The sequence below is a fragment of the Flavitalea antarctica genome, assembly GCF_054461535.1.
In genome coordinates this window covers 104280-128304 of record NZ_JBTLQG010000012.1, presented here as the reverse complement: position 1 = coordinate 128304, position 24025 = coordinate 104280, and the positions used below count along the sequence as shown (strand labels likewise).

The following is a 24025-nucleotide window of genomic DNA, read 5'->3' as shown; positions in this document are numbered from 1 at the left end:
TTATTGCGGATCATTTTTTAACGTGATAAAACTTTCGCTATCGACCAGGAATGCAGCTTTTGAAGCTACTTCCCAACCATGGACATCACTAATAATCTGTACAAGGTCCTTTCCTTTGATACCCGTTGCTACAGCCACAGGCATGTATGAACCAGCGGTTTTTCTAAACACTATCGTTTTGTTACCCAACTCAAGAACTGCTGATCTGGGAAGCCATGAGCCGGATGGATAAACCACCGGGACATGTGCAGTTAAAAACTGGCCAGGTTGGAAAGCCGCGTCTTTTATGTAAACTCTTGCAACAGTAAAGTTTCTCCCTTCTTTAAATCCAGGTTCGACCAGCGCGATCGAACCTGTTACCATTTTGCTATCATCATTCGCGTCCTGGTAAAGTAAACGTTGTCCCTTTTTCACCTTTGACACCAATTGGGGTAGTAAAGAGAAATCGGCTACAAGCGACTTATTCTGATATATTGTGAACATAGATTGACCGGCACTTATGTATTGCCCTTCCCGAATCAGCACAGGGGTGGCAGTGGGTACTGTCGGCACATTAGAAGCTGAAGCTGTATTGCCACCGCCCATTCCGTTCATGCCATCATTAGATCCGGAAGATGAAGAAGCCGATGGCATTTGCGCGACTGGCGCTGCCGTGCCAGTGTTTTTTTCGAGGATATACCCGGTGGTATTGCTATAGACCGGAAAACGATAGAGAACATTTCCCGTCCTGATTACCTGCTCAATCTGCGAAGGCAACATGCCCAAAAGTGCCAGCCGCTGTTTCGATCGCGCCAGCATACCCGCGTCCTTAATCTTCGAAAGATATATCAACTCACGTTGAGCCGCAACCAGGTCCGGTGAATATACCTCCATCAACAATTGCCCTTTCTTAACTGGTTGATAGTTGTATTTAATAAGAAGGCGCTCAATCCGACCACTGATGCGGGTCGGGATGTTCACCTGGTTGCGGGTGTCATAAGTGACTACCCCTGGCACCTCCACAGAGAAAATCCGGGAACCGGTCTCCGCGCTGATAGAGGGTATAGATGAGATAATGCGCGAGTTTACCGGTTTTGATAAAGCAGCCAGGCTACTGTCAACCTGGACCTCTTTGTTTGAATTTTTAGGCACAAGATCCATATGACAAACCGGGCATTTACCTGGTTTGTCACTTATGACATGGCTGTGCATAGGGCAGGTATACCCAGCCTTAACAGCAGCATCCGCCTGTGTGACACTTGCTTCCTTTTCTTTGCATGACGCGAGGAAAGTCATCACAGAGAAGAACAAAAATAACGTTTTAACGATAAAGTTCTTTTTCATAATCAGCGATCATTTCATAGACTTTCAACTTTTCATCCAGTATACTTACCTGCATCATAGATAAAGCCTCCCACGCGTCCATCACCTCGGGCAAAGCCATCTTGTTTTCCTGGTAGTTTAAAAATTTGGCATCCAATGTTTTTTGTAGCGAAGGAATAATTTTTTCCTCCATAGCCTGGATACGGTTTTGCATGGATACAATTTCATATTGCATCCCGTACAACATCCCCTGCGTTTCCTGCAGCATTGCGGCCCTTTCCTTTTCCATTCCCTGGATGTTGTGCTGCATTGATTTTATTTCAGACTTGTACATCTTCGATGCCCACGGGACAATAGGAATACTTACCATCCCCATGACGCTGAATGCATTTGGCATCATGGCATCCAGCGGATACATATGATCAAACCGGATTCTGAAGTCCGGATTTTTTTCACGCTTCATACTCTCGATATTCAATTGCATAGAACGGATACTTGCATTCATCTTCAACACATCCTGTCTTGCCGTTGCCAGAGAAGCAGTATCATATGTAACAGCAGGTGTAAAACGGGGCTGATAGGTGCTATCAATTTCAAAAGTTTCATTTCCACTTGCATTCATCAAAGTGTTGAGCCAGGCCCTTGATTTAGCGATGATCCCTTCCTGCATCCGAATCATATTTCGGTTTTCTTCGATCTTTGCCTCCGCTTTGAATACGTTACCAAGTTGCGATTGATTATAAGGGTACCGGATCTCTTCAATTTTTTTCATCATCACCATCAGGTGAAGATTCTTATCCAAAACGTTTATGCGTTCACTTGCAACCAACCAGTTATAGTAAAGTCGCCTCGCCTGTGATTTATATTCATTAAACGTTATGCCGCGATTAGCGTTTTCAACTTCGCCCTGCGAAGCAATAAATCTGCGTTTTGCCTTCAGCTTGGAAGTATTTGGAATATCCTGTTCAATTTGCAACATGAGACTGCCGCGATCACCAGGGTCCTTCACAATCTGATTCGGGTAAGGCGTCATAAAAGTTCCAAACCCAATCATCGGAGCCATCCAGGAAGTTGCTGCTTCAGCACTATACTTGTACGCTTCCGCTTTAAAGCTATAGGATTGCAACAATATGTTGTTACGTTCAATCCTGCTTAATATACTGTCGAGCGTCAGCACCTGGATTTGCTGTCCGGACAATAGCGCGGGCAGCAACAAAAACAAAATGATTATATGTCTAGTGATTTGCTTCATGTATTTGCAATTTTCCGTACTTGCGTAATTCGTATTCTTTAGACATCAGAAATATTAATGGTGTTACTAACAGGATGTGCGTCGAGGAAGTCAGTACGCCACCAATCATAGGCAGTACAATTGGTTGCATAACATCTGTTCCTACTCCGGTTGCCCAGAGAACAGGAACCAGCCCAAATAGAGAAACGCAAACTGTCATTAGCTTTGGTCTTAACCTTTTGGCGGCACCATAAACAACATATTCCCTCAGATCATCCCTTGTTATGGTGTCACTTGAGTTGCCTTTCAACTTTACCAATTGGTTCATCGCATCATTCAGATAAATTACCATGACTATACCTGTTTCTACTGCGATACCAAATAGCGCAATAAACCCAACTGCTACCGCAACAGAAAGATTTACCCCCCAGAAATAAATCAGGTAAGCTCCACCGATAAGAGCAAACGGTACTGTTATAAGACTTAGAAAAGCCTCACGCATTGAATTGAAAGCGAAGTAAAGAGAGAAGAAAATGATGACAAGTACTATTGGAGCTATCCATAGCAGGGTTTGTTGTCCGCGGATCAGGTTCTCATATTGTCCACTCCATTCAAGGTAATAACCCTGGGGTAAAATTCCTTTAGCCTGGTTCATTTTTGAAACCGCCTCCTGCACCGTACTACCGAGATCCCTGTCTCTGACGTTGAAGAGAACGGCTCCGCGGAGCATTGCATTTTCGGATGTGATCATGGGCGGCCCGTCTTCAAATTTAACATCTGCGACGGCCGATAGTGGAACTTCACCAAAGGCCGGTGAAATTAACGGAATCCGCTTGATCGTCTCCACACTATTACGATATTCCTGCGCAAGGCGAACACCGATTGAAAACCGCTGACGCCCCTCGATGGTGGTACCAAGTGTCACTCCACCCAATGCCGACTCTACAGTCTGATTTATATTGTCAATGTCTAAGCCATATCTGCTTAGATCCTGTCTTCTGGGATTGATAGCAAGATACTTCCCCCCGGTAACCGGTTCAACGTATAAATCAGATATTCCCGCTGTCCCCTCCAGGGCATTTTTGACCCGTTCAGAAACAGCAGCAATTGTGTCAAGATTTTGACCGAAAACTTTCACACCAACGTCGGTACGTATACCAGTAGATAACATGTTGATGCGATTGACAATCGGCTGTGTCCATCCATTAACCACACCCGGTATCTGGAGTTTTGCATCGAGCTCGTTAATGATGTCCTTCTTGGTTAATCCGGGTCGCCATTGGGATTTATGTTTAAGCATGATGATGGTTTCAATCATGCTGATTGGCGAGTTGTCAGTTGCCGTATTGGCACGTCCGGCCTTACCGAGGACTTTATCTACCTCGGGCACTGACTTTATGATTTTGTCCTGTACTTGTAAAATGCGCTTCACCTCCGAGTTCGACACATCAGGTAACGTGACCGGCATAAACAAAATACTTTGCTCGTCTAGTGGGGGCATAAACTCAGTCCCAAGTTGACGTAAGAGTGGGATAGTGATGAGAAGTGCAATCAGGTTTATTGCTATGGTTGTTTTGCGCCATTTTAAAACCAGTCTTATTATTGGTTCATATACCCTTTCGAGAATTCTGTTTACAGGGTTTGCATTGTCAGGCCTGAACTTGCCCTTCATAAAAAACGAAATCAGCACAGGGGCCAGCGTTATCACCAGCAATGCATCCACAATCATGATGAATGTTTTCGTGAATGCCAGCGGATGGAAAAGTTTTCCTTCCTGGCCGGTAAGCATAAATACGGGCAGAAAAGAAGTAATGATGATTATAGTAGCGAAAAAAACACCCCGGGACACTTGTTTACTCGACTGCTCAATCACCTTTAATCGGTCTTCCTCCGAGATCCAGGGCAATTCCTTCTTTTTTCCTTTGCTTCGCCAATTCATAATTACAAAAGTTGTTTTTGCTCTTTTTGCCAGATTTCATACCGTTCAGATAGATGTTTATACGCATTCTCGCTCATGATGATTCCATTATCAACAATTACTCCAATAGCCAGTGCGATACCGGTAAGAGACATGATGTTTGAAGAAATACCAACAGCATTTAACAGGATGAAGCTTGCAGCAAGAGTAATAGGAATTTGGATGATTATACTTAACGCGCTACGCCAGTGGAACAAAAAGATTATTACGACAAGAGATACAACAATCATTTCTTCGATAAGAGTTCTCTTAATGGAATCAATGGATTCCTTAATTAATTCTCCGCGGTCATAAACAATATCAAACTTTACTTTTTCGGGGAAGCCTTTCGCAACTTCCTGCATTTTCTTTTTCACCCGGTCAATAACGGCTGCGGCATTTTCGCCATAACGCATTACAACAATGCCCCCTACCCTTTCACCTTCGCCGTTCTGATCGAATATGCCTAAACGTGTTTCCCCTGTCATTTGAACCGTAGCAACATCTGCAATACGAATGGGAACACTGTTTTGGTTTTTGATAGGGATGTTTTCGATTTCAGATATCGATTTGAGATACCCGGAAGTTTTGATGATGTAACCAATATCGCTCAGCTCAAACTTCCGCCCCCCGGATTCGTTGTTATTAGCCCGGATCGCACTGATTATTTGGGGAACCCCAACTTTGTAATACAGTAGTTTATTTGGATTCAGTGTAACCTGGTATTGCTTCTGAAAGCCACCGAAAGATGCTATTTCACTTACGCCATCCACCGTCTGCAAGGCGAATTTTACATACCAGTCCTGTAAAGCCCTTTGCTCACCAAGATCCATATTTGGTGCGTCCAGTGTATACCATAATACATGGCCGACCCCAGTGCCATCTGGTCCAAGTTGAGGTGTTACTCCTGTTGGCAACGTTCGCGTAATGGTACTCAATCTTTCAGAAACACGTTCTCTTGCCCAGTATATGTCAACATCATCATTGAAAATGATATAAATGAAACTCATACCGAACATAGATGTACCCCTCACATACTTAATACGTGGTAATCCCTGCAGATTTGTAACCATTGGATACGTGATCTGATCTTCCATCAGTTGGGGGCCACGGCCCATCCACTCCGTAAACACAATAACCTGGTTTTCTGAAAGGTCCGGAATTGCGTCAATCGGGTTTTTGTTCACAGACATCAAGCCCCATACAAATATACCTGCGGAAAGCACAAGCACGATGAAGCGATTCCTGAGTGACCATTCGATAATACGATGTACCATATACAGATTTCTATAAACGAAAGACTCCTTAGGCGACTCTTACTGCTACTTATGTTAGTGTTTGTGTTGAGACGTTTCACCTTTCTTCCGGTCATATAAACAGCAGCCGGGCAATTTACTATACGTGGAGTCCGCTGCTTTGTATTCCTCGGTGTCATGACCCACTAATGCGATTCGTTTTTTAATTGCTTCTGTAGTTGTTTTGCCCGGATCATATGACAAGGTGATCATTTTACTATCCACATTCCATTTCGCGGTGCTTACTCCGTCTGTGTTGGTTGCTTTTTCAATGCGGGTCTTGCACATTTCACAATTACCATAAACCTTAAAACTATCTGTTTTCATATCCTGTGCAGTAGCGGTAGATAGGGAGGCAGTTCCGCCGATAAGACCAAAGAGAGCTAGTATCGATTTCATAAAACTTTTATTGATTTGTTTAATATTTAATTACAATGCCGTTGGGCTTCTTCCCAACAACAATATCTTTTAACTTGGTATGATCGTTTACTTTAATTACCGAAACTGATCCTGCAAGTTGATTGGTTACATAAGCATTGATTCCATCTGCGGTAAAGGCAATAGCATGTGCACCGGTACCGCTATTAATTGTCCCCGCCTTTGTCCATTGCGCCCCTGCTTTTTTGTAATAATGAATCTTTCCATTATCAGGATCTGTTACCCAAAGTTCATTAGCAACAGAATTGTGTGCGGCGCTCCCAGGCATGAACCCGAGTGGAATGGTTTGAGTGATTGCGTTCGACGAGACATTCAACACAGAAATGCTTTGCCCTTCCTCGTTATCAACGAACATAGTTCCGTCATATCCAACCCAGGCACCAACAGGCTCGCGGCCGACTGGTACAGTTGCGATTATAGCTTTACTTGAAGGGTCTATTATTGAGATGGTATTGTCTTCGCCATTGGCCACGTAAGCCCTCGATCCATCTGCTGAAAAAGTCACTTCGGCCGGACCGGATCCCACCATAATGGTATTCCTGAGGGCATATGTTTGAGCATCAAAAACCAATACTTTTCCATCATGTTCCATTTGAGAAGTCCAGATTTCCTTTCCATTTGGTGAATAAATTGCGTTGTGATTCGATTCCGGCAACTCCAGAGACTTAATAACCTGTCCCTTCACCGCATCAACAACCATTACCCTACCCTTCATATCATTCATTCCTCCACTATGCCCTGCGCTTAGGTCCATTCCGGGCACACCGACCACCAGCCGGTGTAAATCGAATACACTGTACAATGAAAGGTGATGCGGCCACATGGCCATCTGGTTATCATCCATCATGAGCTCGATTGTCTCGGAGACCTTGTCGTCGGACAGTCTTATCACCGATAGGGTGCCACTCTCGCCATTCACTACATACGCTGCCGGATAGTTGATCATTTTATCTTCCATTCCCATATCAGGGAACTTTTGCTTGCGGCATGAGGATACCAAAACCACGGTAAAACAGGCCATTACCCATGGTAAATAACCATAGTGACGGTTGAATTTCATACGATGAAATTTTTAGTCCTTAAATAGAAAGAGATAATAATAGATAATGAAAGCGGAGCGATTAGGCGGAATAGTTAGTGAGTAATATGCAACAAGAAAGTGCTAGCCGCCATAGAGGAAAGAATCAAACACGAAAATTGCGGTATAAAATGTAAGGTTGGACAATCGATCCCGCGGGGGGGCCTTTTATGTATGGGTGAGCGTAAGGAATTGCTGACACCGCCAGGCTCATATGGTCAGAGTTATAAAACGAGCTAACCGTATAAGTGTTGCCGTTGATGAGTTTTGAACCCATTTCCGCCAGTTTCTGATCCTTCTCAAGTTTGAGCGTTTTGTGTAAATCTTTGCAGCACTCTTTTGAGCAAGAAGAAGACTTTTCTTTAGATGGGCATTTTGGGCATTTTTTTGACTCTGAATTCAAGCTCATGTTCACAAGCTTTCCCATACAATAGTGGATATGTATTGTCGCACCGGTCGAAGAACCAATGTAGAGGACAGCCAATATGAAAACAAGAAACTTCTTCATCCTTAACAAAAGTAGGCGTAATTTCCAATCCGTGGTTAAATAATTTCCAAAATAGATTGCAAAATTTTGGGAGGTAGCACTTGTTTTATTCCAAGCCAAACAGATCGCCAGGGCAATGAAGGTAGCAAGGCTTATTGATACAATATTTTGGCTTTGATATTTTTGTCTTGCTCCCACGCCATTATGAAGCTGTTCTCATCTATCACTTTTATAGCTGGAGATCCACCCCGGCCTATTACCTCCCGCTTGTTCTCTGACGTTAAACAGACGACTTCTCCGTTTTCAATCCATGAGTATACGTTTTTTCCATTATTACTGTCCATAACTCCTCCCTTCCCCGTGGTAACTGGGCTTTCCACCTCTCCTGGTTCAGATAGGAACAGCGTGTCTCCTCTCCGCCAAAAAGCTTGAATCCCGGTTCCACGTGCGGCCAGTCCGCCGCCATCCATCGGACATCCTTTGAGCTTCCAACTTCCCAGCCCCAATTTGCTTGCTTCCCTGAACGTTTTACCCCCATTATCCGATTGTATCAGGTACATATCCCGGTTACCATCAATCCAGTTACGAAACATGACGTTTACCTTATCTCCTTTAACCAATACAGAAGGTTTACAACATTCACAGACAGTTGAGTCTTTAGAAGCATAAATCAGCTGGTTTGCAGACCAGGTTTCTCCTCCATCTGATGACGATGAACCATAAATCTGATTGTGTTTGTTACGCAGATCCAGCCAAACTGCAAATAAGCGGTTGCCGTCACCACTGAGTGCCATCAGTCCTTCCTTCGCTACTGTATCTACGTCATTAACGCGAACCCTGTCTGACCACTTATCGTCTGTGCCTTGTGAAAATGCATAAATGTTGCCTGACTTGACGCATGCAGTCACAGTGATTCTGCCCGAACAGGAAGCGATTTGTGGTCCCCTGGTGTGCGAAGACACTAAGTCCGGAAGTACCGCAATCAAAGATGGGCTGGAGAATGTCTGGCCTTTATCCTGCGAACTTACGTAAAGGATGCTGTCACCGCTCCCGTACACCAGGTGAATGTTTTTATTCTGGGTAGTCAACAGCGAGGGCATTTGTCCTGAACCGAATGATATAATTTTATCATTCGGTTGGTTATTTCCCTGGCAGGCACTAAGCAATATTATAAGTGCAGGTATACACAGAAACTTTCTTCTTCTCATTTTGTAAAAATTTATCAGCCCTCCTGATAACTGGCATAGTAATCGGAGATTGAGGAATAAAGATAATGTTCAATTCTTAATATGGTTACTTGATTCCCCAATCATGCTGTCGTTGTTAGCGGCGAATTCAAGTGTGGATGTGGATCACCCGAGTTACAATGAGGGAGAATAATCTTCCCGACCCGGATCAGGTAATGTTTGCGAGATATATCAGGAATTCAGGCGATTGTAATTTCCTTCTCCAGATAAACATTCTGTATTGCCTCGAGCATATTTACTCCTTCACTGAAAGGGCGTTGAAATGCCTTGCGTCCGAGAATCAGTCCCATACCTCCTGCCCGCTTATTTACTACGGCAGTAATCACCGCTTCCTGCAAATCGGAATCTCCCAGGCTCTCACCGCCACTATTGATTAGACCAACCCGCCCACAAAAACAATTTAACACCTGATAGCGGGTCAGATCGATGGGATGGTCGGAGGTCAATTTTTCATACACGAGCTTACTGGTTTTACCATGCTTAGTAGCTAAATATCCTCCATTATTTGTCGGCAATTTTTGTTTGATGATATCTGCCTGAATTGTGACACCTAAATGGTTTGCCTGCCCGGTCAGGTCGGCGGATAGATGATAGTCCACGTCATTCACCTTGAAACCATTGTTTCTTGTGTAGCACCACAGGATAGTTACCATACCAAGCTCATGAGCCATTTCGAATGCGTCGGCAATCTGGTTCAATTGACGTTTGCTTTCTGAGCTACCCCAATAAACTGTGGCACCTACGGCTACTGCACCCATGTTCCATGCACTTTTGATTGTTCCGAAGAGAGTTTGATCATAGCTGTTTGGCAGACTCAAAAATTCGTTGTGATTAATCTTTACAATGAAGGGAATTTTGTGTGCAAACTTTCGGCTCATAATTCCTAAAACGCCATATGTGGAGGCAACACCATTACAACCACCTTCAATCGCGAGCCTAACGATATTTTCAGGATCGAAATATATAGGATTGGGGGCGAATGCGGCCCCTGCACTATGCTCAATACCTTGATCGACTGGAAATATGTTACAGTACCCTGTACCGCCCAGGCGTCCATGATTTAACAAAGAACGGAAATTTCTCAAAACCTGATTATTACGATTACTATTGATCCAAATGTCTTCTATAGTGGTGGGCGAAGGAAGGTGAATACTTGATCTCTCAATAGCAGTACATTTATGTTTTAAATAAAAATCAGCCTTGTCTCCCAATAGTTCTACCGTTTTTCCGTATCTCATAACATTCACTATTTTATTTAAAATTAGTAAATCTAGGTTACAAGTGTCTTTTGGGTCCTGACGTCTTTTTTGAATCTCTGAGTGACCGATGAGTCTTTAATATCTCAAAGCATTAGTGAATAATTGCGGTAATGTTGGTTCAATAAATCAGGTCCGAATAATTACAATCGGAATGCAGAGATCGGGAGTTATTAAGATTATTACCATCAGATACTCCTGATATTTATCTATAAATGTGATGGTTTAACAAATAGTCCTGATATATCCTTAAATATGACTAAAATCAGTTTTAAGTGTGATAGGTGTCATGGTTTACGTCGTAATCCAACACTTAATTTTATACAAAATTGTATAAAAGGTCTTTCTCACCGCAGGGACGTTCATGAGAAAGTATAGCGACAATGAATTAATTAAGCACCAAAGAATCTCAATTGTTTGTAAAGGTATCGTTGTGAGCCCTGTATCGAAGAGGGGAAACGACTACAACACCAAAACACCGCTAACGCGTTATTTGGTAGTTAAGGTGGGTATGAGCCACTATTACTTAGCCGGATTTTTTCAGCGGCAGAAGAAACAATCGTATAAAATTTCTGACCCAGCTGAAAATCAAGCGGACAAAAGAATTTCTTGTACGGAATACACCAACACTTAGTGATTACCATACCGCCCTGGCAACAGTTCATCACGAAGCCTGGCAACTCCATTCGAAGAAATCAATTGAAAAAGTGCTTGACAGTTCAGGGGTAGTCCTGTTGCCGGCAATATTTTTTTGATCAATAAGGGGCGCAAAATTTTATATAACAAGCAAACAAATGATGACAAAACTGCAAAGTATGAAATTTGACTTCGTACTAAAAATCAACAGTATTTTCTAATATAATGTGATAATGAAACAGGTAATCGTCATAGCCTTGATGCTCGTCTACCTGATTGCTTCGACAGGTATTAGCGGGTCCATGCATTATTGCGGTGGCTATCTTGCCTCGATTTCATTCGACTACGATAATACCAACAAATGCGCGTGTGGTGACGAAGAAATGAAAAACGACTGCTGCCAGGACAAAGCTTTTTATTTGCACATTGATAGCGGTTATCAAAAGGCCCGGCAACTTTCCTTAGATTTTTATAACGGGTTCAACTTTCAACCGGATTTATTTGCAGTTTCCCACTTCCCCTTTTATGAGGCTTCATCGGCACTAGTTAAGAGGCGCATTTGCCGTCATCTTCCATCTGGCGTAATTCCCCCACTTTATATTCTGAACCAGGTTTTCCGAATTTGAATTAATGTTCATTATGTAAGTTTCGTTTTTTTATTTGTATTGATAAGAGGGGTTTTTACCAGGTTTATTTCCTGCTCACGTATTGGTTTTGACAGCAACGGTGGTGGTAGCTTTTTTCCATGGCTGTAGCAGCTTAAAAAGTTACTTATCTCAACAGTCCAGCTTTTGAAAGCACACGGCTGCTTACCCAGGATCATTCTGGCATTGGTTGCCGTTTGATGCGGATAAGCATTATTGTAGTAGCAGTTAATGCCTATCCTCTTAAAAAGAAATATCATGATAGAAAAAATCATTTCATGGTCCACACACAATAGGTTCTTCGTGTGGATAGGCATATTGATGATTGTGCTTGGCGGCCTGTGGTCTGTAATAAACACAGCAGTTGATGCCATTCCGGACATGTCGGAAAACCAGGTGATTGTTTACACAGAGTGGATGGGACGCAACCCACAAATCATGGAAGACCAGGTAACCTATCCACTGGTTTCTAATTTACAGGGCATTCCCAATGTAAAATCCATTCGTGCCGCATCCATGTTCGGAATGAGCTTCGTATTCGTCATCTTTAATGACGATGTTGAAATATATTGGGCAAGAACCCGGGTGTTGGAACGTCTGAATTTTGCACAGCGGGCATTGCCTCAAGGTATAACACCAACCCTGGGGCCGGATGGAACAGGCGTGGGACATGTGTTCTGGTATACGCTGCAAGCTGATGGATATGATTTGGGTGAGCTGAGGGCAGTGCAGGACTGGTACCTGAAGTTTGCCCTGCAAAACGTAGAAGGCATCAGCGAAGTAGCATCGTTTGGAGGCTTTCAAAAGCAATATCAGGTAAGCGTAAACCCGCACAAATTGGTTTACTACAACATTTCTACAATGGACGTAGCCAATGCCCTGAAAGCCAACAACCGTGATGTGGGCGGCAGTATTTACGAAATGAACCGCATGGGTTACATGCTAAGGGGGTTGGGATATATCAAAGATATAAAAGACATCGAGGAAATTTCAGTTGGATCTTACAAGTCTATTCCTGTTAAAATGAAAGACGTGGCTGATGTTCAAATGAGCAGTGACATTCGCCTGGGGATAGTGGATGAAAATGGGGAAGGTGAAGTGGTGGGTGGAGTTGTGGTAGCCCGTTACGGTGAAAATGCAAAAGAAATTATTGACCGGGTGAAAGGGCGCTTGAGCGATGTGGAAAAAGGATTACCGCCAGGAGTTAAAATAAAAGTTGCTTACGATCGCAGCAACCTCATTGAAGCAGCAATTGCTACACTCAAAAAAGCATTGATCGAAGAAATTATTGTGGTTTCCCTTATCGTCCTGCTATTTCTGTTTCATGTACGAAGTGCGGCAGTAGCTATCATCACCATTCCTCTATCAGTGCTAGTTGGACTCATGCTCGTGAAGCTGTTTGGTATTTCGTTAAATATCATGTCGCTGGGAGGAATAGCATTAGCCATTGGCGATTTGGTAGATGCAGGAATTGTAATGACTGAGAACGCCTACAAAACCCTGGTGAATGCTGTAATAAAATCAGACGACTAATGGAAAAGCAGCGAATAGGACACACGAAAGAATTAAGCGAAACAGAACGAATCAACATTATCGAACGGTCGTCACGAACCATTGGCAGAGCTATTTTTTATTCCATTCTGGTAACACTTATATCCTTTGCCCCCATCCTTTTTCTGGAGGGCCAGGAGAAGAAATTATACTCGCCTTTAGTTTGGACGAAAACCTTTACTATGATTGGTTCCGCAATAGTTGCACTATTTATAGTACCGATGCTTTTGCGTTCCTGGATGAAAGGCAAATTAGTCCCCGAAAGCCGTAACCCTGTTTCCAACTTCTTCATCAAAATTTACAGCCCTGTATTGCATGCTTGCCAAAAATGGAAAAAAACAGTGATTGTCATTTCACTTCTGGTTGTTTTGGGGAGTATTCCCCTTGTGTTGCGATTGGGTTCAGAGTTTATGCCACCACTCGATGAGGGCTCATTGTTGTTTATGCCAGTCTCGCTGCCCGATGTTTCCAACAACGAGGCAAAACGGATCCTGCAAGTTCAGGATAAAATCATCAAAAGTTTCCCCGAAGTGGAAAATGTGCTGGGCAAAGCGGGCCGTGCTTACACTGCAACCGATAACGCGCCTGTAAGTATGATTGAAAGCATCGTTGTATTAAAAGCCAAATCGAAGTGGCGTAAAGGCATGACCACCGAAAAACTGATTGCCGAATTGAATGACAAAGTGCAGATTCCCGGTGTAACCAGTGGCTGGACAATGCCCATTATTAACCGTATCAATATGCTGTCAACCGGTGTAAGAACGGATGTTGGAGTGAAAATATACGGGCAAAACCTGGATACCATCTACAATATATCCCGTCAAATCGAAAAATCATTAATGGGTATAGAAGGTCTCGCTGATCTATATACGGAGCAGCTCACGGGAGGGAAATACTTAGATGTAAAAATCAAACGCGAAGAAATTGCCCGTTACAATCTTTCCATTGAGCAAGTGAATATGGTCATTGAAATGGCCTTAGGGGGAATGCCCCTCACAAGCACCGTTGAAGGCAGGCAGCGGTTCAATGTCGCCCTGCGGTTGGCCCAGGATTTCCGCAGCGACATTGAACAAATAAAACGTACTCCATTGCAAACGTCCGGTTATGGCGTTATACCATTATCGTCCATAGCCAACATCAGTATTTCGGAAGGCCCTCCCATGATCAATTCTGAAAACGCCCTTTTGCGCGGAACGGTATTATTCAACATAAGAGGACGTGACATGGGAAACGTGGTGAAAGACGCTAAAGAAAAAATTGAAGCTGATTTTAAAACGCTTCCTAACGGATACTTCATACAATGGAGCGGACAATATGAAAGCAAGGTGCGGGCAGAAAAAAGGTTGAAGATAATCATCCCTGTAACATTGTTCATCATTGCCTTGGTACTGTATTTCAATTTTCGTTCGGTCCAGGACATGCTTATTATACTGTCAGGCATCCCTGTTGCTTTGATTGGCGGGGCGTATTCCATGTACTTTTTTGACGTGAACTTCTCGGTAGCGGTAGCGGTAGGTTTCATTGCCTTGTTAGGAGTAGCTGTGGAGACAGGCGTGCTGATGATTGTGTACATGAACGAGGCCATCAGGGACACAGCAGAGAAAAACAAAAGTGCAACGCTTTCACAACAAGAAATTCAAAATGCTGTTTTCGCAGGTGCGGTGATGCGTGTTCGCCCTAAATTGATGACCGTCATGGCAGACATTATAGGATTGCTGCCGGTATTGTTAGCAACAGGAGTAGGTAGTGATGTAATGAAACCCATCACCATTCCTTTTGTTTTCGGGCTGGTGACCTCTACCTTTTTTGTATTAATCGTTTTGCCTGTTGTTTATCAATTTACAAAAGAATGGGAAGTAAAAAAGCATGGCAAAGTGGATTTTTTGAAAAACATAGACTAATGGAAACAGCCATTATATAGACAAATGTCATAGATAAAATTGTTATTGGCATGTCATATCAGAAGACAACAAGCCCGATAAAAAGAAATAATTGATGGGTGCTCCGATTTGTGCGAAATATTATCGGCTTCAAATATGGAGATAACATTAAAAGAAGTTACAACTAAAGAAATAATAACGAATTGGATTGTGATTACCGGAGAGTCCTGTACTGATAAAACAACTTTGTAAGTATTCTTTCTCAAAGAGGATACAAAACTACCATAGAACATCCCCGGCATTCTATTGATCCGGAAAAGATAAAGGCATGTCCGCCGAATAAGCACGGAAAAATAAAGCAGAATTTCCATTGACTATTTTAAATATGCAGCTTGAAGATCGGGGAACGTTAGATGTAAACGAACAGGTGTTTTTAAAAAGGGATTAGCCAGATGCAAATAGCAGATCATCGTTTTTGGGATTGGAATATCATGAGAGATTTATAGATCGGTATAACCGGTTCATGTCGCCGGTCTTTCGCCAGAAAAACGGGTAAATTTTATTTTGAAAAATCTTTATAAAATGTATAAGATATTTTTAGTTATCATTCTCATCCTGTCCATGCACAAAATTCACGGGCAGGATACCTTTTTTCTTTCATTGAAGACACTGTTACAACAGATAGAAACCAATTATCCAACCATTCTTCAGTATGAGCAGAACATCGAATCCTGGGAGTCTAAAGCGGAAGGGGCCAAATCATGGATGCCGCCCATTTTTTCAACGGGGGTTATGCGTTTCCCATACAACCTGATGATGCTCAATAAAAAAGACGACCCAATGAATCAGGCGGGTATAGCTTTCTCGATTGAACAAATGATACCCAACCAAAGCAAGCGCAACGCCAAAAAGTATTATATAAACTCGTTGACCGCAGTTGAGAAAAGCAAACGCGAATGGACAAAAAATGAATTACGGAAGGAGGCTAAGGTTTTGTACTACACACGATTTGTAACCGAGAAAAAACAAAGAGTAATAACCGAAAGCGAGGAAATCCTAACGTTGCTGTTATCAACCGCAGAAGCAAAATTCAGTAACAACCAATCGCAACTTCAAACTATTTACAAAGCAAAAGCAAAATTGGCTGAATTGAAAAACATGCAATACATGCTCCGGGGAATAATGTCGGAAAGCAATATCGGTTTGAATATCCTAATGGTGCGGGATGCTAATGCGCAATTCAAGATTGATACATTGATAGTGACGAACCACTATTCGCTGACTTTGACGGACACAGCTGAGATTACAAACCGAAGTGATATAACTGCGATGTCCAAATTCATCCAATCCATGAAGCTTGAGCAAAATATGCTGAAGATCGGAAACAGGCCCGATTTCGGAATCCGGGCAGAACATGCGCAAATGTTTGGTATGCCCAACCAATGGTCAATAATGGGAATGATTACGATACCTATCGCACCGTGGTCATCAAAAATGTACAAATCGGAATATAAATCAATGGGATCTGAAATAGAGTCCATGGAACTGCAGAAACAAGCAATGGAACTGATGGCAAAGAGAATGTCAACTGAGAAACTCTCTATGCTCAATTATGAAAATGAGCAGTATAAAAATTACAATGGCCACATCATCCCCGCTTTTGAGAATAACCTCCAAGCTAATTTGCTTGCATACAAACAAAACACCGGGGATTTTTTTGTACTTCTTGATGCTTGGGAAATGCTCCTGATGAGGAAAATGGAAATGTATGACAAGTTGTTTAACATTTTAAAATTAACAGCCGAATATGAATACGAAAACGAAATCAGATAGAACGCAGATGTTTATGATGTGTTATGATTTTATCATTGGAAATCTCATCAAAACACCGTGGTCAGCGATCTGTTTTTTCATTGTAGCAGTCATATTGCTTCTTTCATCCTGTAAAGACAAACAAGGTGAACACAACACGCTTAATGAGCACAAACATCCAGGTCAACACAACCATTCGGCAATCGACACCTTAGTCCAAATAATTTCACCAAACAAACAAGTTTTATCAAGACAGGCAACGGTGAAATTGTCAGCTCAAAGCGAAATACAGATTGTAGAATCCGAGGGATATATTGACCTTGACAGAAGTCGCAGTCGAAGCGTTTCAGCAAGGTTTGGTGGCCGAATAGAAAAGCTGTTCGTAAAATACGACTTCCAATTCGTAAAGATGGGTGACAGGATTCTAGAATTGTATAGTCCCGAATTAAACACATTCCAGGAAGAACATTTATTCCTGTTAAAATCTGAAGGAGAAGAACTACTGAAAGAACAATCAAGGCAAAAACTCAGATTATTAGGAATTACCGAAAGCCAGATTTCGCAACTTGAAAAAAATGGCACATTCGCGCATACAATTACGGTTTATAGTCCGGCCAACGGGTATGTTTTTTTCGATGCGGAAACCGTAAGCAGTACAAATGCATCCCAGCAAACTGCGATGAGTGCTATGAGCATAGAACCGAATAATAATACCGGCGAAATTGCAGGTTCATCCGGTGATCAAATCCGGGAAGGTGTATATGTCAGTAAAGGCGAAACGATGTTCAGTGTAAACGATCTTCAAAATGTTTGGGCAATCATTTCGATCTCGCCTCAATTTCATTCAGTCCTTCTCAAAAACAGGCAGGTAAAAATCATTTCCGAGCTTTTTCCAGACAAGCAATTAACTGGAAAAATTGCGTTGGTGGAACAAGCCTTTGAAGAAAACAATCAGCGATTTGTCAGGGTAAGAGTTGAACTACCCAATCACAATGGTCAATTAAATCTGAATTCCCTTTTAAGGGCTGAAATTCCGCTTGAAACAAATGGAAGTTTTCAGATTCCTGCTTCGGCAGTTTATCATACAGGATTAAGTTCCTTTGTTTGGGTAAAAACCGGAATAACACAAAGCGGGACAGGAATGTTTCAGTTGCGAAAAGTTCGCACAGGTGCGGCAACCAACCGGATGATCAGCGTTATAAGTGGACTTTCGGCAAATGAAGAAGTAGCTGAAAATGTGGGATACTTAACAGACAGCGAAACATTTTTAGATGAAAATTAATATGAAATCAATAATAATATTCCTGTTTTTTGGGGCTGTGCTTGTTGGCTGCAGGAATAAATATGAAAGCCCGGTAGACGGCGAAAATGCCGCGAAGTATACGTGCCCGATGCACCTAAGCGTTCAAAGAAGTTCACCAGGTTTATGCCCGGTGTGTAAGATGTCGATGGTAAAAATTGAGAGCAAGAAAAACGACCATGCGGAACATGCAGGCAATTATATTACCGTCGAAAAACGTCAGCAGCGATTAGCAGGGGTTGAAACGGACACGGTTAAATTTAGGAGCATCGTTCCTACTTCAACAATCCTGGGAACTGTTGCCATCGATGAGGAACAGGTAACCACTATCAGCAGCCGGGTAAAAGGCAGAATTGATAAACTCTACGTTAAAACAACGGGGGAATATCTCAGGAGAGGCAACCCTGTTTATGGCATATATAGCGAGGAACTATTTGCGGGAGAAAAGGAATTTATCACGTTATCCGAAAAAAAACAACAAAGCAATACACCAAACTCACTTTTAGATGATATGCTTGCCGCATCTAAAAACAGACTTTTGCTTTGGGGACTTAGTGAAAATCAAATTTCAGAACTGGAGAAAAACAAAGCGGCATCCCCGTTTAACACCTTCTATTCCCAAACAGAAGGCTATGTTATACAATTGACGATCAAAGAGGGAATGTATGTGTCAGAAGGCACACCCCTCATAAAATCAGCAGGATTAAAACAGGTTTGGGTCGAAGCACAGGTTTATACAAATGAAACAAACTACAACAGCTCGTTCCAGGTTTATTTCGAAACCTCCCCAGATGAAATTTATAGTGGTCGTCTCGTGTTTCACAATCCGAGAATTGAAGAAGGTCGCAAAATCCAATTGCTACGCATAAAAGTCAACAACACTAAAAACAAACTTATCCCTGGAATGATGGTCTATGTAAATCCGACGAAAAATCAACATTCTGTTTTATCCGTGCCAAAAACAGCCGTTTTACTCGAGAAAATGAAGACAGTTTGGGTGCAGAAAAATGAAACCACATTTGAACAACGCATGGTGAAAACAGGCATAGAAAATAAATATTTCATTGAAATACTTTCAGGAATTAAATTGGGAGAAATCATTGTTACATCGGGTGCGTATTTAATAAGCAGTGAATTTATCCTCAAAAGTGGGGCGGGACAAAGACATGACCATTAGTGATCCAACTTTTCTTAACTGTTACAAATAACTGGTAAACCAGACAATTTGGTTCAGTTTGGTTGCACCCTGGCCGTTCTTTCAAGTATGCGGTTTGCAGCTCACCTATTGAGAAGAAAATATGACAGGTAGCAACTTTGGTAGCAGAAAAAGTGAATATGACGTCACTTATCTCCTGTAAAACCAATAATTCGTTATCGCAATGCCAATTGATCGCGCAGCGTCTTTAACGCACTGGTTTCGTAGCGTAGAGTGAGGGAAATGAACCCTGTATTTAATCCTATAAACAACACTTACAACCTGCTGATCTACTCTGGAGTATATTTACTCGGATGTATTTTTTACTTCTTTGGTCTCTAAAAGTACACCAGCTAGAGAAAGAACTCTGTAAAATTAAACAGTTGTATCTATTATCCAAATACATTTTGAATCTAGGTTATAGAAGGTGGTGCGCATTTATCGATTAATTCTTCGTGCTTTTTAATAGTTCTTCCTTTGGCAACATCGACGCATCAACCATAGAGGATGGACCGTTGAGTTCCGGAAGCCAATTTGATTCTTTATCATTTCTAGGAAATTCAGTTTGTAGAAAGAAAGTAATTGCTCCCTTAACTTTTTTAAATTGAGGCACCATGGTTGAATTGTATCCCTCCGACCAAGTACATCTGGATAATCTGAGAGTTAGTTTTCATGAACGGGTCGTTTTTCTGTTTCGTGTGCCACGAACCAAGGCAATGACCTGCGATATAATTACAATTAACGACTATTCAAGACTGCTATTTGTTTTCCGGGAGATATTTTTATCCAATTTATTTCTCTCACCAAACCAATGTTAGTTTCATTGATTTGTAGCATAGATTCCGGGGGGAAATTTTGCATACACGGACTGAAGCATGGCTTTTTTTTAGAAGAGGCAGCAATATTGCAGTGTAAAATAATCTAGATAGTCAACTCTGAGATCGATAAAACTAAAATATATGCAAATGCACTACGAACGAATTGGCCAGGGAAAGCCACTTTTGTTGATTCACGGTATCGGAGGCAGTTGTAAATCGTGGGATCCAATTATTAATCAGCTTGCCCTTCAAAGAGAGGTTATTGCTATTGACTTGCCCGGTCATGGAAAAACACCTGCATTAAAAGGTGAAGTTTCTATCCGCACACTTGCAGATGCCGTGACGTTGTTTTTACAGGAAAGCAATATGACCGGAATTGATACTGTTGGTAGTTCTATGGGCGCAAGGTTAGTGCTGGAGCTATTTCGTAGAGGAGGTGTGCTGGGTGCAGTAGTGTCGCTAGATCCCGGAGGGTTCTGGAAGGGGTGGGAGATACCATTTTTTTACAACAGCATTGCAGCCTCTATACGGATTGTGCGGCTATTGCAACCCATTATGCCTGGTATTTCTAAAAGTGCTATTGGCCGATCATTGCTATTGCTCCAATTTTCCAAAAAACCTTCGCAACTTTCTCCACAACTGGTATTGAACGAAATGCAGGCATATGCAGCATCTCCGTCATTTGATGAATTGTTACAAAATCTTGCATACGGCGAGCAACAAAAAGGAGCGCCACATAAAGATGGGGCTAAACCACTGGCAATTGGATGGGGTAAAAATGACCGGGTATGTTTTCCAAAGCAAGCTGCCAGGGCAATGAAACTATTTCCGGATGCCACATTGCATTGGTTTGAAAACTGTGGTCATTTTCCACATTGGGACGCTCCACTAAAAACAATTGAACTGATTTATAAAACAACCGGCGAATAAGAGTGGCAGGCGAATAACGGTAGTAAAGTTCTCAAAAAGAGAACTTTTGTCTATGAATTTTGGAATTCTTTTAAAAGGGATGTGAAAGGGACTCTTCGAACGAAAAAAACCGCTGTAGAAGCGGCTTTCATTTACTAGCGGAGAGTGAGGGATTCGAACCCTCGATACCCTTTCGAGTATACACACTTTCCAGGCGTGCTCCTTCAACCACTCGGACAACTCTCCTAAACTAAGGGTCGCAAAAATAATGGATACCGTCTTAGCATCCGAATAAATTTTTGGCCTCAAAATGCTTCTTTTTCGGCGGTGGTTTTCGGTGGAAACGAAACTGGGTAGCGATTTTTTTTGTCCGATCAAACAATCAGATCGCTTTTCGGCGGGATTTTGGACCTTTGCCGGCGAGCCTGATCCTGTAAATGGGGATACCTGACCCTGGCTCGAATCTTAAGTGGATATTGTACTGAGTGCTTTTATACTTAGCTGCTTATCATACTTAGCTGCTTATTGCAGGAGTGCTTGTTGCCCCGAGTGCTTAGTATACCTAGTGCCTACGGTACTGAGTGCATCGTAAATCGAGTTCGTTTATCCCATCATAAACCCTCATCCCATGTCACAAATTCGAAATGCAGCAATTGCAATGAGTGGCGAGGAATTCAAATCCGCCGGCTATAAATTGATTGATCAGATCTCCATATTCCTGGAAACCATCGAACAAAAGCCTGTCACTCGTGGTGAAACATCGCGCCAGTTACAAGAACTGCTTCAATCCACACCATTCCCGGTAAATGGCAAAGCCGCAGAGCCCTTGTTACTCGATGCTGCAGAAAAGTTGTTTAATCATTCCTTATTCAACGGGCATCCAAAATTTCATGGCTATATCACTTCCTCTCCTGCGCCAATAGGTGCGCTTGGCGATCTGCTTGCCGCTGTGGTTAACGCGAACGTTGGGGCCCAGATCTTATCGCCGATTGCCACTGAAATTGAAAAACTAACGCTTGCCTGGATAGCAGAGTTTATTGGCCTCCCCCGCGGTTATGGAGGAATAATGGTAAGCGGTGGTAATATGGCCAACTTCACCGGGTTTATGGCCGGGTTAACTGCAAAAACGCCTAAAACAATAAAGGAAGATGGGCTCTCAGCAATTGTTGGCAGATTAGTGATTTATTGTTCAACGGCGACTCATACCTGGATAGATAAAGCATCTGTCTTGTTCGGGCTTGGAAAAAAATCAGTGCGTTGGATAAAAACGGATGTGAAAGGCAGGATGGATATCGGGCTTCTGGAACAAACCATTGCAGATGATCTGAAAAATGGCAGCAAACCAATTATGATCATAGGCACAGCGGGGGGTGTTAGTACGGGTGTTGTGGATGATATGAAAAGTCTCGCCGCGATCAGCCGCAGGCATCATTTATGGTTTCATATTGATGGTGCCTATGGTATCTGTGCAGCCGTAGTACCTTCTTTAAAAGAAATGTTCCAGGGAATAGAAGATGCAGATTCGATAGCGCTCGATCCGCACAAATGGCTGTACAGCCCCCTCGAAGCCGGATGCACACTGGTAAAAGATCCGAATCATCTCAAGGAAACCTATAGTTTTCACCCGGTCTATTATAATTTTGATAGCCACGATGATGATGTTACCCATAATTTCTATGAATATGGTTTTCAAAACTCCCGTGGCTTCAGGGCCTTAAAAGTCTGGCTGGCCCTGCAACAGGCAGGCAGGTCAGGATATATCCAAATGATTGAAGAAGACATCAGGCTATCAAAGCTGCTGTTTACTTTAGCCAATGATCATCCGGAACTGGAGGCATTAACCCAAAACCTGAGCATAACAACTCTCCGGTTTGTGCCCCTTGAATTTCAAAGAGAGGATCATCAAAAAGCAAACGCAGATCTTTACCTGGAAGCTCTCAATGCCCTTAATAAGCAACTATTGAATGAATTGCAACGCAACGGTGAAGCATTTTTATCGAACGCTATCGTCGGTGAAAAGTACTGCCTGAGAAGTTGTATCGTCAATTTCAGAACCTCGGAAAAAGACATTGTTGAGATCATAGAAATAATTGTCAGAACAGGAAGAAAGTTAGCGCAGAAATTCCAGGGTCAGCAACCACAAATGAATAGTTATTCAAGCCCCGAATAACCCTTCAGCGTTGATTGTTGTGATCCTGGCTATTTCTTCTTCCGGCAACCGTTTTATCTCAGCAAGCTTTGATACTATATATTTCAGGTAAGAACTTTCATTCCGCTTACCTCTGAATGGAACAGGCGTTAAATACGGGGCGTCAGTTTCAAGCACTAAAGACTCCATAGGCAATTTTTCAACGACCGCAGCCAGGCCACTTTTTTTGTAAGTCAGTATTCCGCCAATTCCAAGCAGAAACCCCAGTCCAATAATCTCGACTGCCTGTTCATAAGTACCACCAAAGCAATGAAATATACCGCGCAGCTTTCCATCCTGTTTAGCTCTGATCATTGCGATAGTATCGTCCATTGAATCCCTCGAATGAATGACTATCGGCAGTTCATGCTCCAGCGCCAGGTCCACCTGGTATGAAAAAGCATCCAGTTGCTCCTTGTCAAAATTCCTGTCCCAGTAATAGTCCAGGCCGATCTCCCCTACAGCTGCAAATTTCCTGTTATTCAGCCATCTCTTCACGAAATCCAGTTCCTGCTGGTAATTCTCTTTTACATAACATGGATGTAATCCCATCATCGCAATACACTTGCCGGGATAAGCACTTTCAAGTTTAAACATCGAATCGGCACTATTGCTGTCGATCGCCGGCAAAAATATCTTCTTTACCCTTTCAGCTCCGGCCCTGGATACCACTTCTGCGATATCAGTTGTGAATTCCTCAGCATACAAATGGCTATGCGTGTCCACAAGGTAGTTTGTACTCATGGCGCAAAATTGCGGAAATTATGTTTCTTTTAGGCTTTTGCACCTATCAGATAGTAC

Annotated in this window: 18 protein-coding genes and 1 tRNA gene; 8 read left to right on the top strand and 11 right to left on the bottom strand. The window is 42.5% G+C overall.

From position 1 onward, the window contains the following. The 9 genes from ACX0G7_RS13505 to ACX0G7_RS13465 all read right to left on the bottom strand — a co-directional run bounded on the left by ACX0G7_RS13505 (nucleotide 1) and on the right by ACX0G7_RS13465 (nucleotide 10273). A complete protein-coding gene (locus ACX0G7_RS13505; protein ID WP_458924013.1) occupies nucleotides 1-1323 on the bottom strand; it encodes an efflux RND transporter periplasmic adaptor subunit in 1323 nt (440 codons plus the stop codon). Continuing rightward, nucleotides 1301-2554: a TolC family protein gene (locus ACX0G7_RS13500; protein WP_458924012.1), complete on the bottom strand. Its 1254-nt coding sequence runs from the start codon at nucleotides 2552-2554 to the stop codon at nucleotides 1301-1303. The genes ACX0G7_RS13505 and ACX0G7_RS13500 overlap by 23 nt, the downstream gene beginning before the upstream one ends. Beyond that, nucleotides 2538-4472, bottom strand: a complete 1935-nt coding sequence (locus tag ACX0G7_RS13495; RefSeq protein ID WP_458924011.1) for an efflux RND transporter permease subunit — start codon at nucleotides 4470-4472, stop codon at nucleotides 2538-2540. The genes ACX0G7_RS13500 and ACX0G7_RS13495 overlap by 17 nt, the downstream gene beginning before the upstream one ends. Nucleotides 4473-4474: 2 nt before the next feature. Then, nucleotides 4475-5767 (bottom strand): efflux RND transporter permease subunit, encoded by a 1293-nt coding sequence (locus ACX0G7_RS13490; protein WP_458924010.1) that lies wholly within the window; start codon nucleotides 5765-5767, stop codon nucleotides 4475-4477. Nucleotides 5768-5821: 54 nt separating this feature from the next. Further along, the gene (locus tag ACX0G7_RS13485) at nucleotides 5822-6184 is read right to left on the bottom strand and encodes a heavy-metal-associated domain-containing protein (RefSeq protein WP_458924009.1); all 363 of its coding nucleotides are present in this window, start codon (nucleotides 6182-6184) and stop codon (nucleotides 5822-5824) included. A gap of 19 nt (nucleotides 6185-6203) precedes the next feature. Continuing rightward, nucleotides 6204-7283: a hypothetical protein gene (locus tag ACX0G7_RS13480; protein WP_458924008.1), complete on the bottom strand. Its 1080-nt coding sequence runs from the start codon at nucleotides 7281-7283 to the stop codon at nucleotides 6204-6206. A gap of 124 nt (nucleotides 7284-7407) precedes the next feature. Next, on the bottom strand, nucleotides 7408-7986 hold the full coding sequence (locus ACX0G7_RS13475) for an HYC_CC_PP family protein (RefSeq protein WP_458924007.1): 579 nt from the start codon (nucleotides 7984-7986) through the stop codon (nucleotides 7408-7410). Continuing rightward, nucleotides 7941-8996 carry a sialidase family protein gene (locus ACX0G7_RS13470; protein ID WP_458924006.1) on the bottom strand — a complete coding sequence of 352 codons (1056 nt, stop codon included), beginning with the start codon at nucleotides 8994-8996 and terminating at the stop codon, nucleotides 7941-7943. Before ACX0G7_RS13470 ends, ACX0G7_RS13475 begins: the two co-directional genes overlap by 46 nt. A gap of 218 nt (nucleotides 8997-9214) precedes the next feature. Continuing rightward, a complete protein-coding gene (locus tag ACX0G7_RS13465) occupies nucleotides 9215-10273 on the bottom strand; it encodes a class I fructose-bisphosphate aldolase (RefSeq protein ID WP_458924005.1) in 1059 nt (352 codons plus the stop codon). 887 nt (nucleotides 10274-11160) lie between these two features. Here ACX0G7_RS13465 and ACX0G7_RS13460 point away from each other — a divergent pair. From ACX0G7_RS13460 to ACX0G7_RS13430, 7 genes are all read left to right on the top strand, one after another. Continuing rightward, nucleotides 11161-11553 carry an HYC_CC_PP family protein gene (locus ACX0G7_RS13460; RefSeq protein WP_458924004.1) on the top strand — a complete coding sequence of 131 codons (393 nt, stop codon included), beginning with the start codon at nucleotides 11161-11163 and terminating at the stop codon, nucleotides 11551-11553. 276 nt (nucleotides 11554-11829) lie between these two features. Beyond that, nucleotides 11830-13104 (top strand): efflux RND transporter permease subunit, encoded by a 1275-nt coding sequence (locus ACX0G7_RS13455; RefSeq protein ID WP_458924003.1) that lies wholly within the window; start codon nucleotides 11830-11832, stop codon nucleotides 13102-13104. Next, complete coding sequence (locus tag ACX0G7_RS13450; RefSeq protein ID WP_458924002.1) at nucleotides 13104-15023, top strand: efflux RND transporter permease subunit; 1920 nt, start codon at nucleotides 13104-13106, stop codon at nucleotides 15021-15023. The genes ACX0G7_RS13455 and ACX0G7_RS13450 overlap by 1 nt, the downstream gene beginning before the upstream one ends. Before the next feature lie 561 nt (nucleotides 15024-15584). Next, a complete protein-coding gene (locus ACX0G7_RS13445) occupies nucleotides 15585-16835 on the top strand; it encodes a TolC family protein (RefSeq protein WP_458924001.1) in 1251 nt (416 codons plus the stop codon). Beyond that, the gene (locus tag ACX0G7_RS13440) at nucleotides 16810-18096 is read left to right on the top strand and encodes an efflux RND transporter periplasmic adaptor subunit (RefSeq protein ID WP_458924000.1); all 1287 of its coding nucleotides are present in this window, start codon (nucleotides 16810-16812) and stop codon (nucleotides 18094-18096) included. The genes ACX0G7_RS13445 and ACX0G7_RS13440 overlap by 26 nt, the downstream gene beginning before the upstream one ends. After that, nucleotides 18086-19291: an efflux RND transporter periplasmic adaptor subunit gene (locus ACX0G7_RS13435; RefSeq protein WP_458923999.1), complete on the top strand. Its 1206-nt coding sequence runs from the start codon at nucleotides 18086-18088 to the stop codon at nucleotides 19289-19291. The genes ACX0G7_RS13440 and ACX0G7_RS13435 overlap by 11 nt, the downstream gene beginning before the upstream one ends. 983 nt (nucleotides 19292-20274) lie before the next feature. Further along, a complete protein-coding gene (locus tag ACX0G7_RS13430; RefSeq protein WP_458923998.1) occupies nucleotides 20275-21057 on the top strand; it encodes an alpha/beta fold hydrolase in 783 nt (260 codons plus the stop codon). Nucleotides 21058-21195: 138 nt separating this feature from the next. On the opposite strand, the gene ACX0G7_RS13425 is transcribed toward ACX0G7_RS13430, so the two are convergent. After that, nucleotides 21196-21282 (bottom strand) — tRNA-Ser (locus ACX0G7_RS13425). 382 nt (nucleotides 21283-21664) lie between these two features. On the opposite strand from ACX0G7_RS13425, the gene ACX0G7_RS13420 reads away from it, so the two are divergent. Beyond that, a complete protein-coding gene (locus ACX0G7_RS13420; RefSeq protein ID WP_458923997.1) occupies nucleotides 21665-23206 on the top strand; it encodes a pyridoxal phosphate-dependent decarboxylase family protein in 1542 nt (513 codons plus the stop codon). Here ACX0G7_RS13420 and ACX0G7_RS13415 read toward each other — a convergent pair. Further along, nucleotides 23192-23968, bottom strand: coding sequence for a TatD family hydrolase (locus tag ACX0G7_RS13415; protein WP_458923996.1), 777 nt, complete (start codon nucleotides 23966-23968; stop codon nucleotides 23192-23194). The genes ACX0G7_RS13420 and ACX0G7_RS13415 overlap by 15 nt on opposite strands. Nucleotides 23969-24025 lie beyond the last annotated feature (57 nt).

What these genes read in the sequence shown, in the direction of transcription:
- ACX0G7_RS13505 (WP_458924013.1), bottom strand. Translation starts at nt 1,323, where the DNA reads ATGAAAAAGAACTTTATCGTTAAAACGTTATTTTTGTTCTTCTCTGTG.
- ACX0G7_RS13500 (WP_458924012.1), bottom strand. Translation starts at nt 2,554, where the DNA reads ATGAAGCAAATCACTAGACATATAATCATTTTGTTTTTGTTGCTGCCC.
- ACX0G7_RS13495 (WP_458924011.1), bottom strand. Translation starts at nt 4,472, where the DNA reads ATGAATTGGCGAAGCAAAGGAAAAAAGAAGGAATTGCCCTGGATCTCG.
- ACX0G7_RS13490 (WP_458924010.1), bottom strand. Translation starts at nt 5,767, where the DNA reads ATGGTACATCGTATTATCGAATGGTCACTCAGGAATCGCTTCATCGTG.
- ACX0G7_RS13485 (WP_458924009.1), bottom strand. Translation starts at nt 6,184, where the DNA reads ATGAAATCGATACTAGCTCTCTTTGGTCTTATCGGCGGAACTGCCTCC.
- ACX0G7_RS13480 (WP_458924008.1), bottom strand. Translation starts at nt 7,283, where the DNA reads ATGAAATTCAACCGTCACTATGGTTATTTACCATGGGTAATGGCCTGT.
- ACX0G7_RS13470 (WP_458924006.1), bottom strand. Translation starts at nt 8,996, where the DNA reads ATGAGAAGAAGAAAGTTTCTGTGTATACCTGCACTTATAATATTGCTT.
- ACX0G7_RS13465 (WP_458924005.1), bottom strand. Translation starts at nt 10,273, where the DNA reads ATGAGATACGGAAAAACGGTAGAACTATTGGGAGACAAGGCTGATTTT.
- ACX0G7_RS13460 (WP_458924004.1), top strand. Translation starts at nt 11,161, where the DNA reads ATGAAACAGGTAATCGTCATAGCCTTGATGCTCGTCTACCTGATTGCT.
- ACX0G7_RS13455 (WP_458924003.1), top strand. Translation starts at nt 11,830, where the DNA reads ATGATAGAAAAAATCATTTCATGGTCCACACACAATAGGTTCTTCGTG.
- ACX0G7_RS13450 (WP_458924002.1), top strand. Translation starts at nt 13,104, where the DNA reads ATGGAAAAGCAGCGAATAGGACACACGAAAGAATTAAGCGAAACAGAA.
- ACX0G7_RS13445 (WP_458924001.1), top strand. Translation starts at nt 15,585, where the DNA reads ATGTATAAGATATTTTTAGTTATCATTCTCATCCTGTCCATGCACAAA.
- ACX0G7_RS13440 (WP_458924000.1), top strand. Translation starts at nt 16,810, where the DNA reads ATGAATACGAAAACGAAATCAGATAGAACGCAGATGTTTATGATGTGT.
- ACX0G7_RS13435 (WP_458923999.1), top strand. Translation starts at nt 18,086, where the DNA reads ATGAAAATTAATATGAAATCAATAATAATATTCCTGTTTTTTGGGGCT.
- ACX0G7_RS13430 (WP_458923998.1), top strand. Translation starts at nt 20,275, where the DNA reads ATGCACTACGAACGAATTGGCCAGGGAAAGCCACTTTTGTTGATTCAC.
- ACX0G7_RS13420 (WP_458923997.1), top strand. Translation starts at nt 21,665, where the DNA reads ATGTCACAAATTCGAAATGCAGCAATTGCAATGAGTGGCGAGGAATTC.
- ACX0G7_RS13415 (WP_458923996.1), bottom strand. Translation starts at nt 23,968, where the DNA reads ATGAGTACAAACTACCTTGTGGACACGCATAGCCATTTGTATGCTGAG.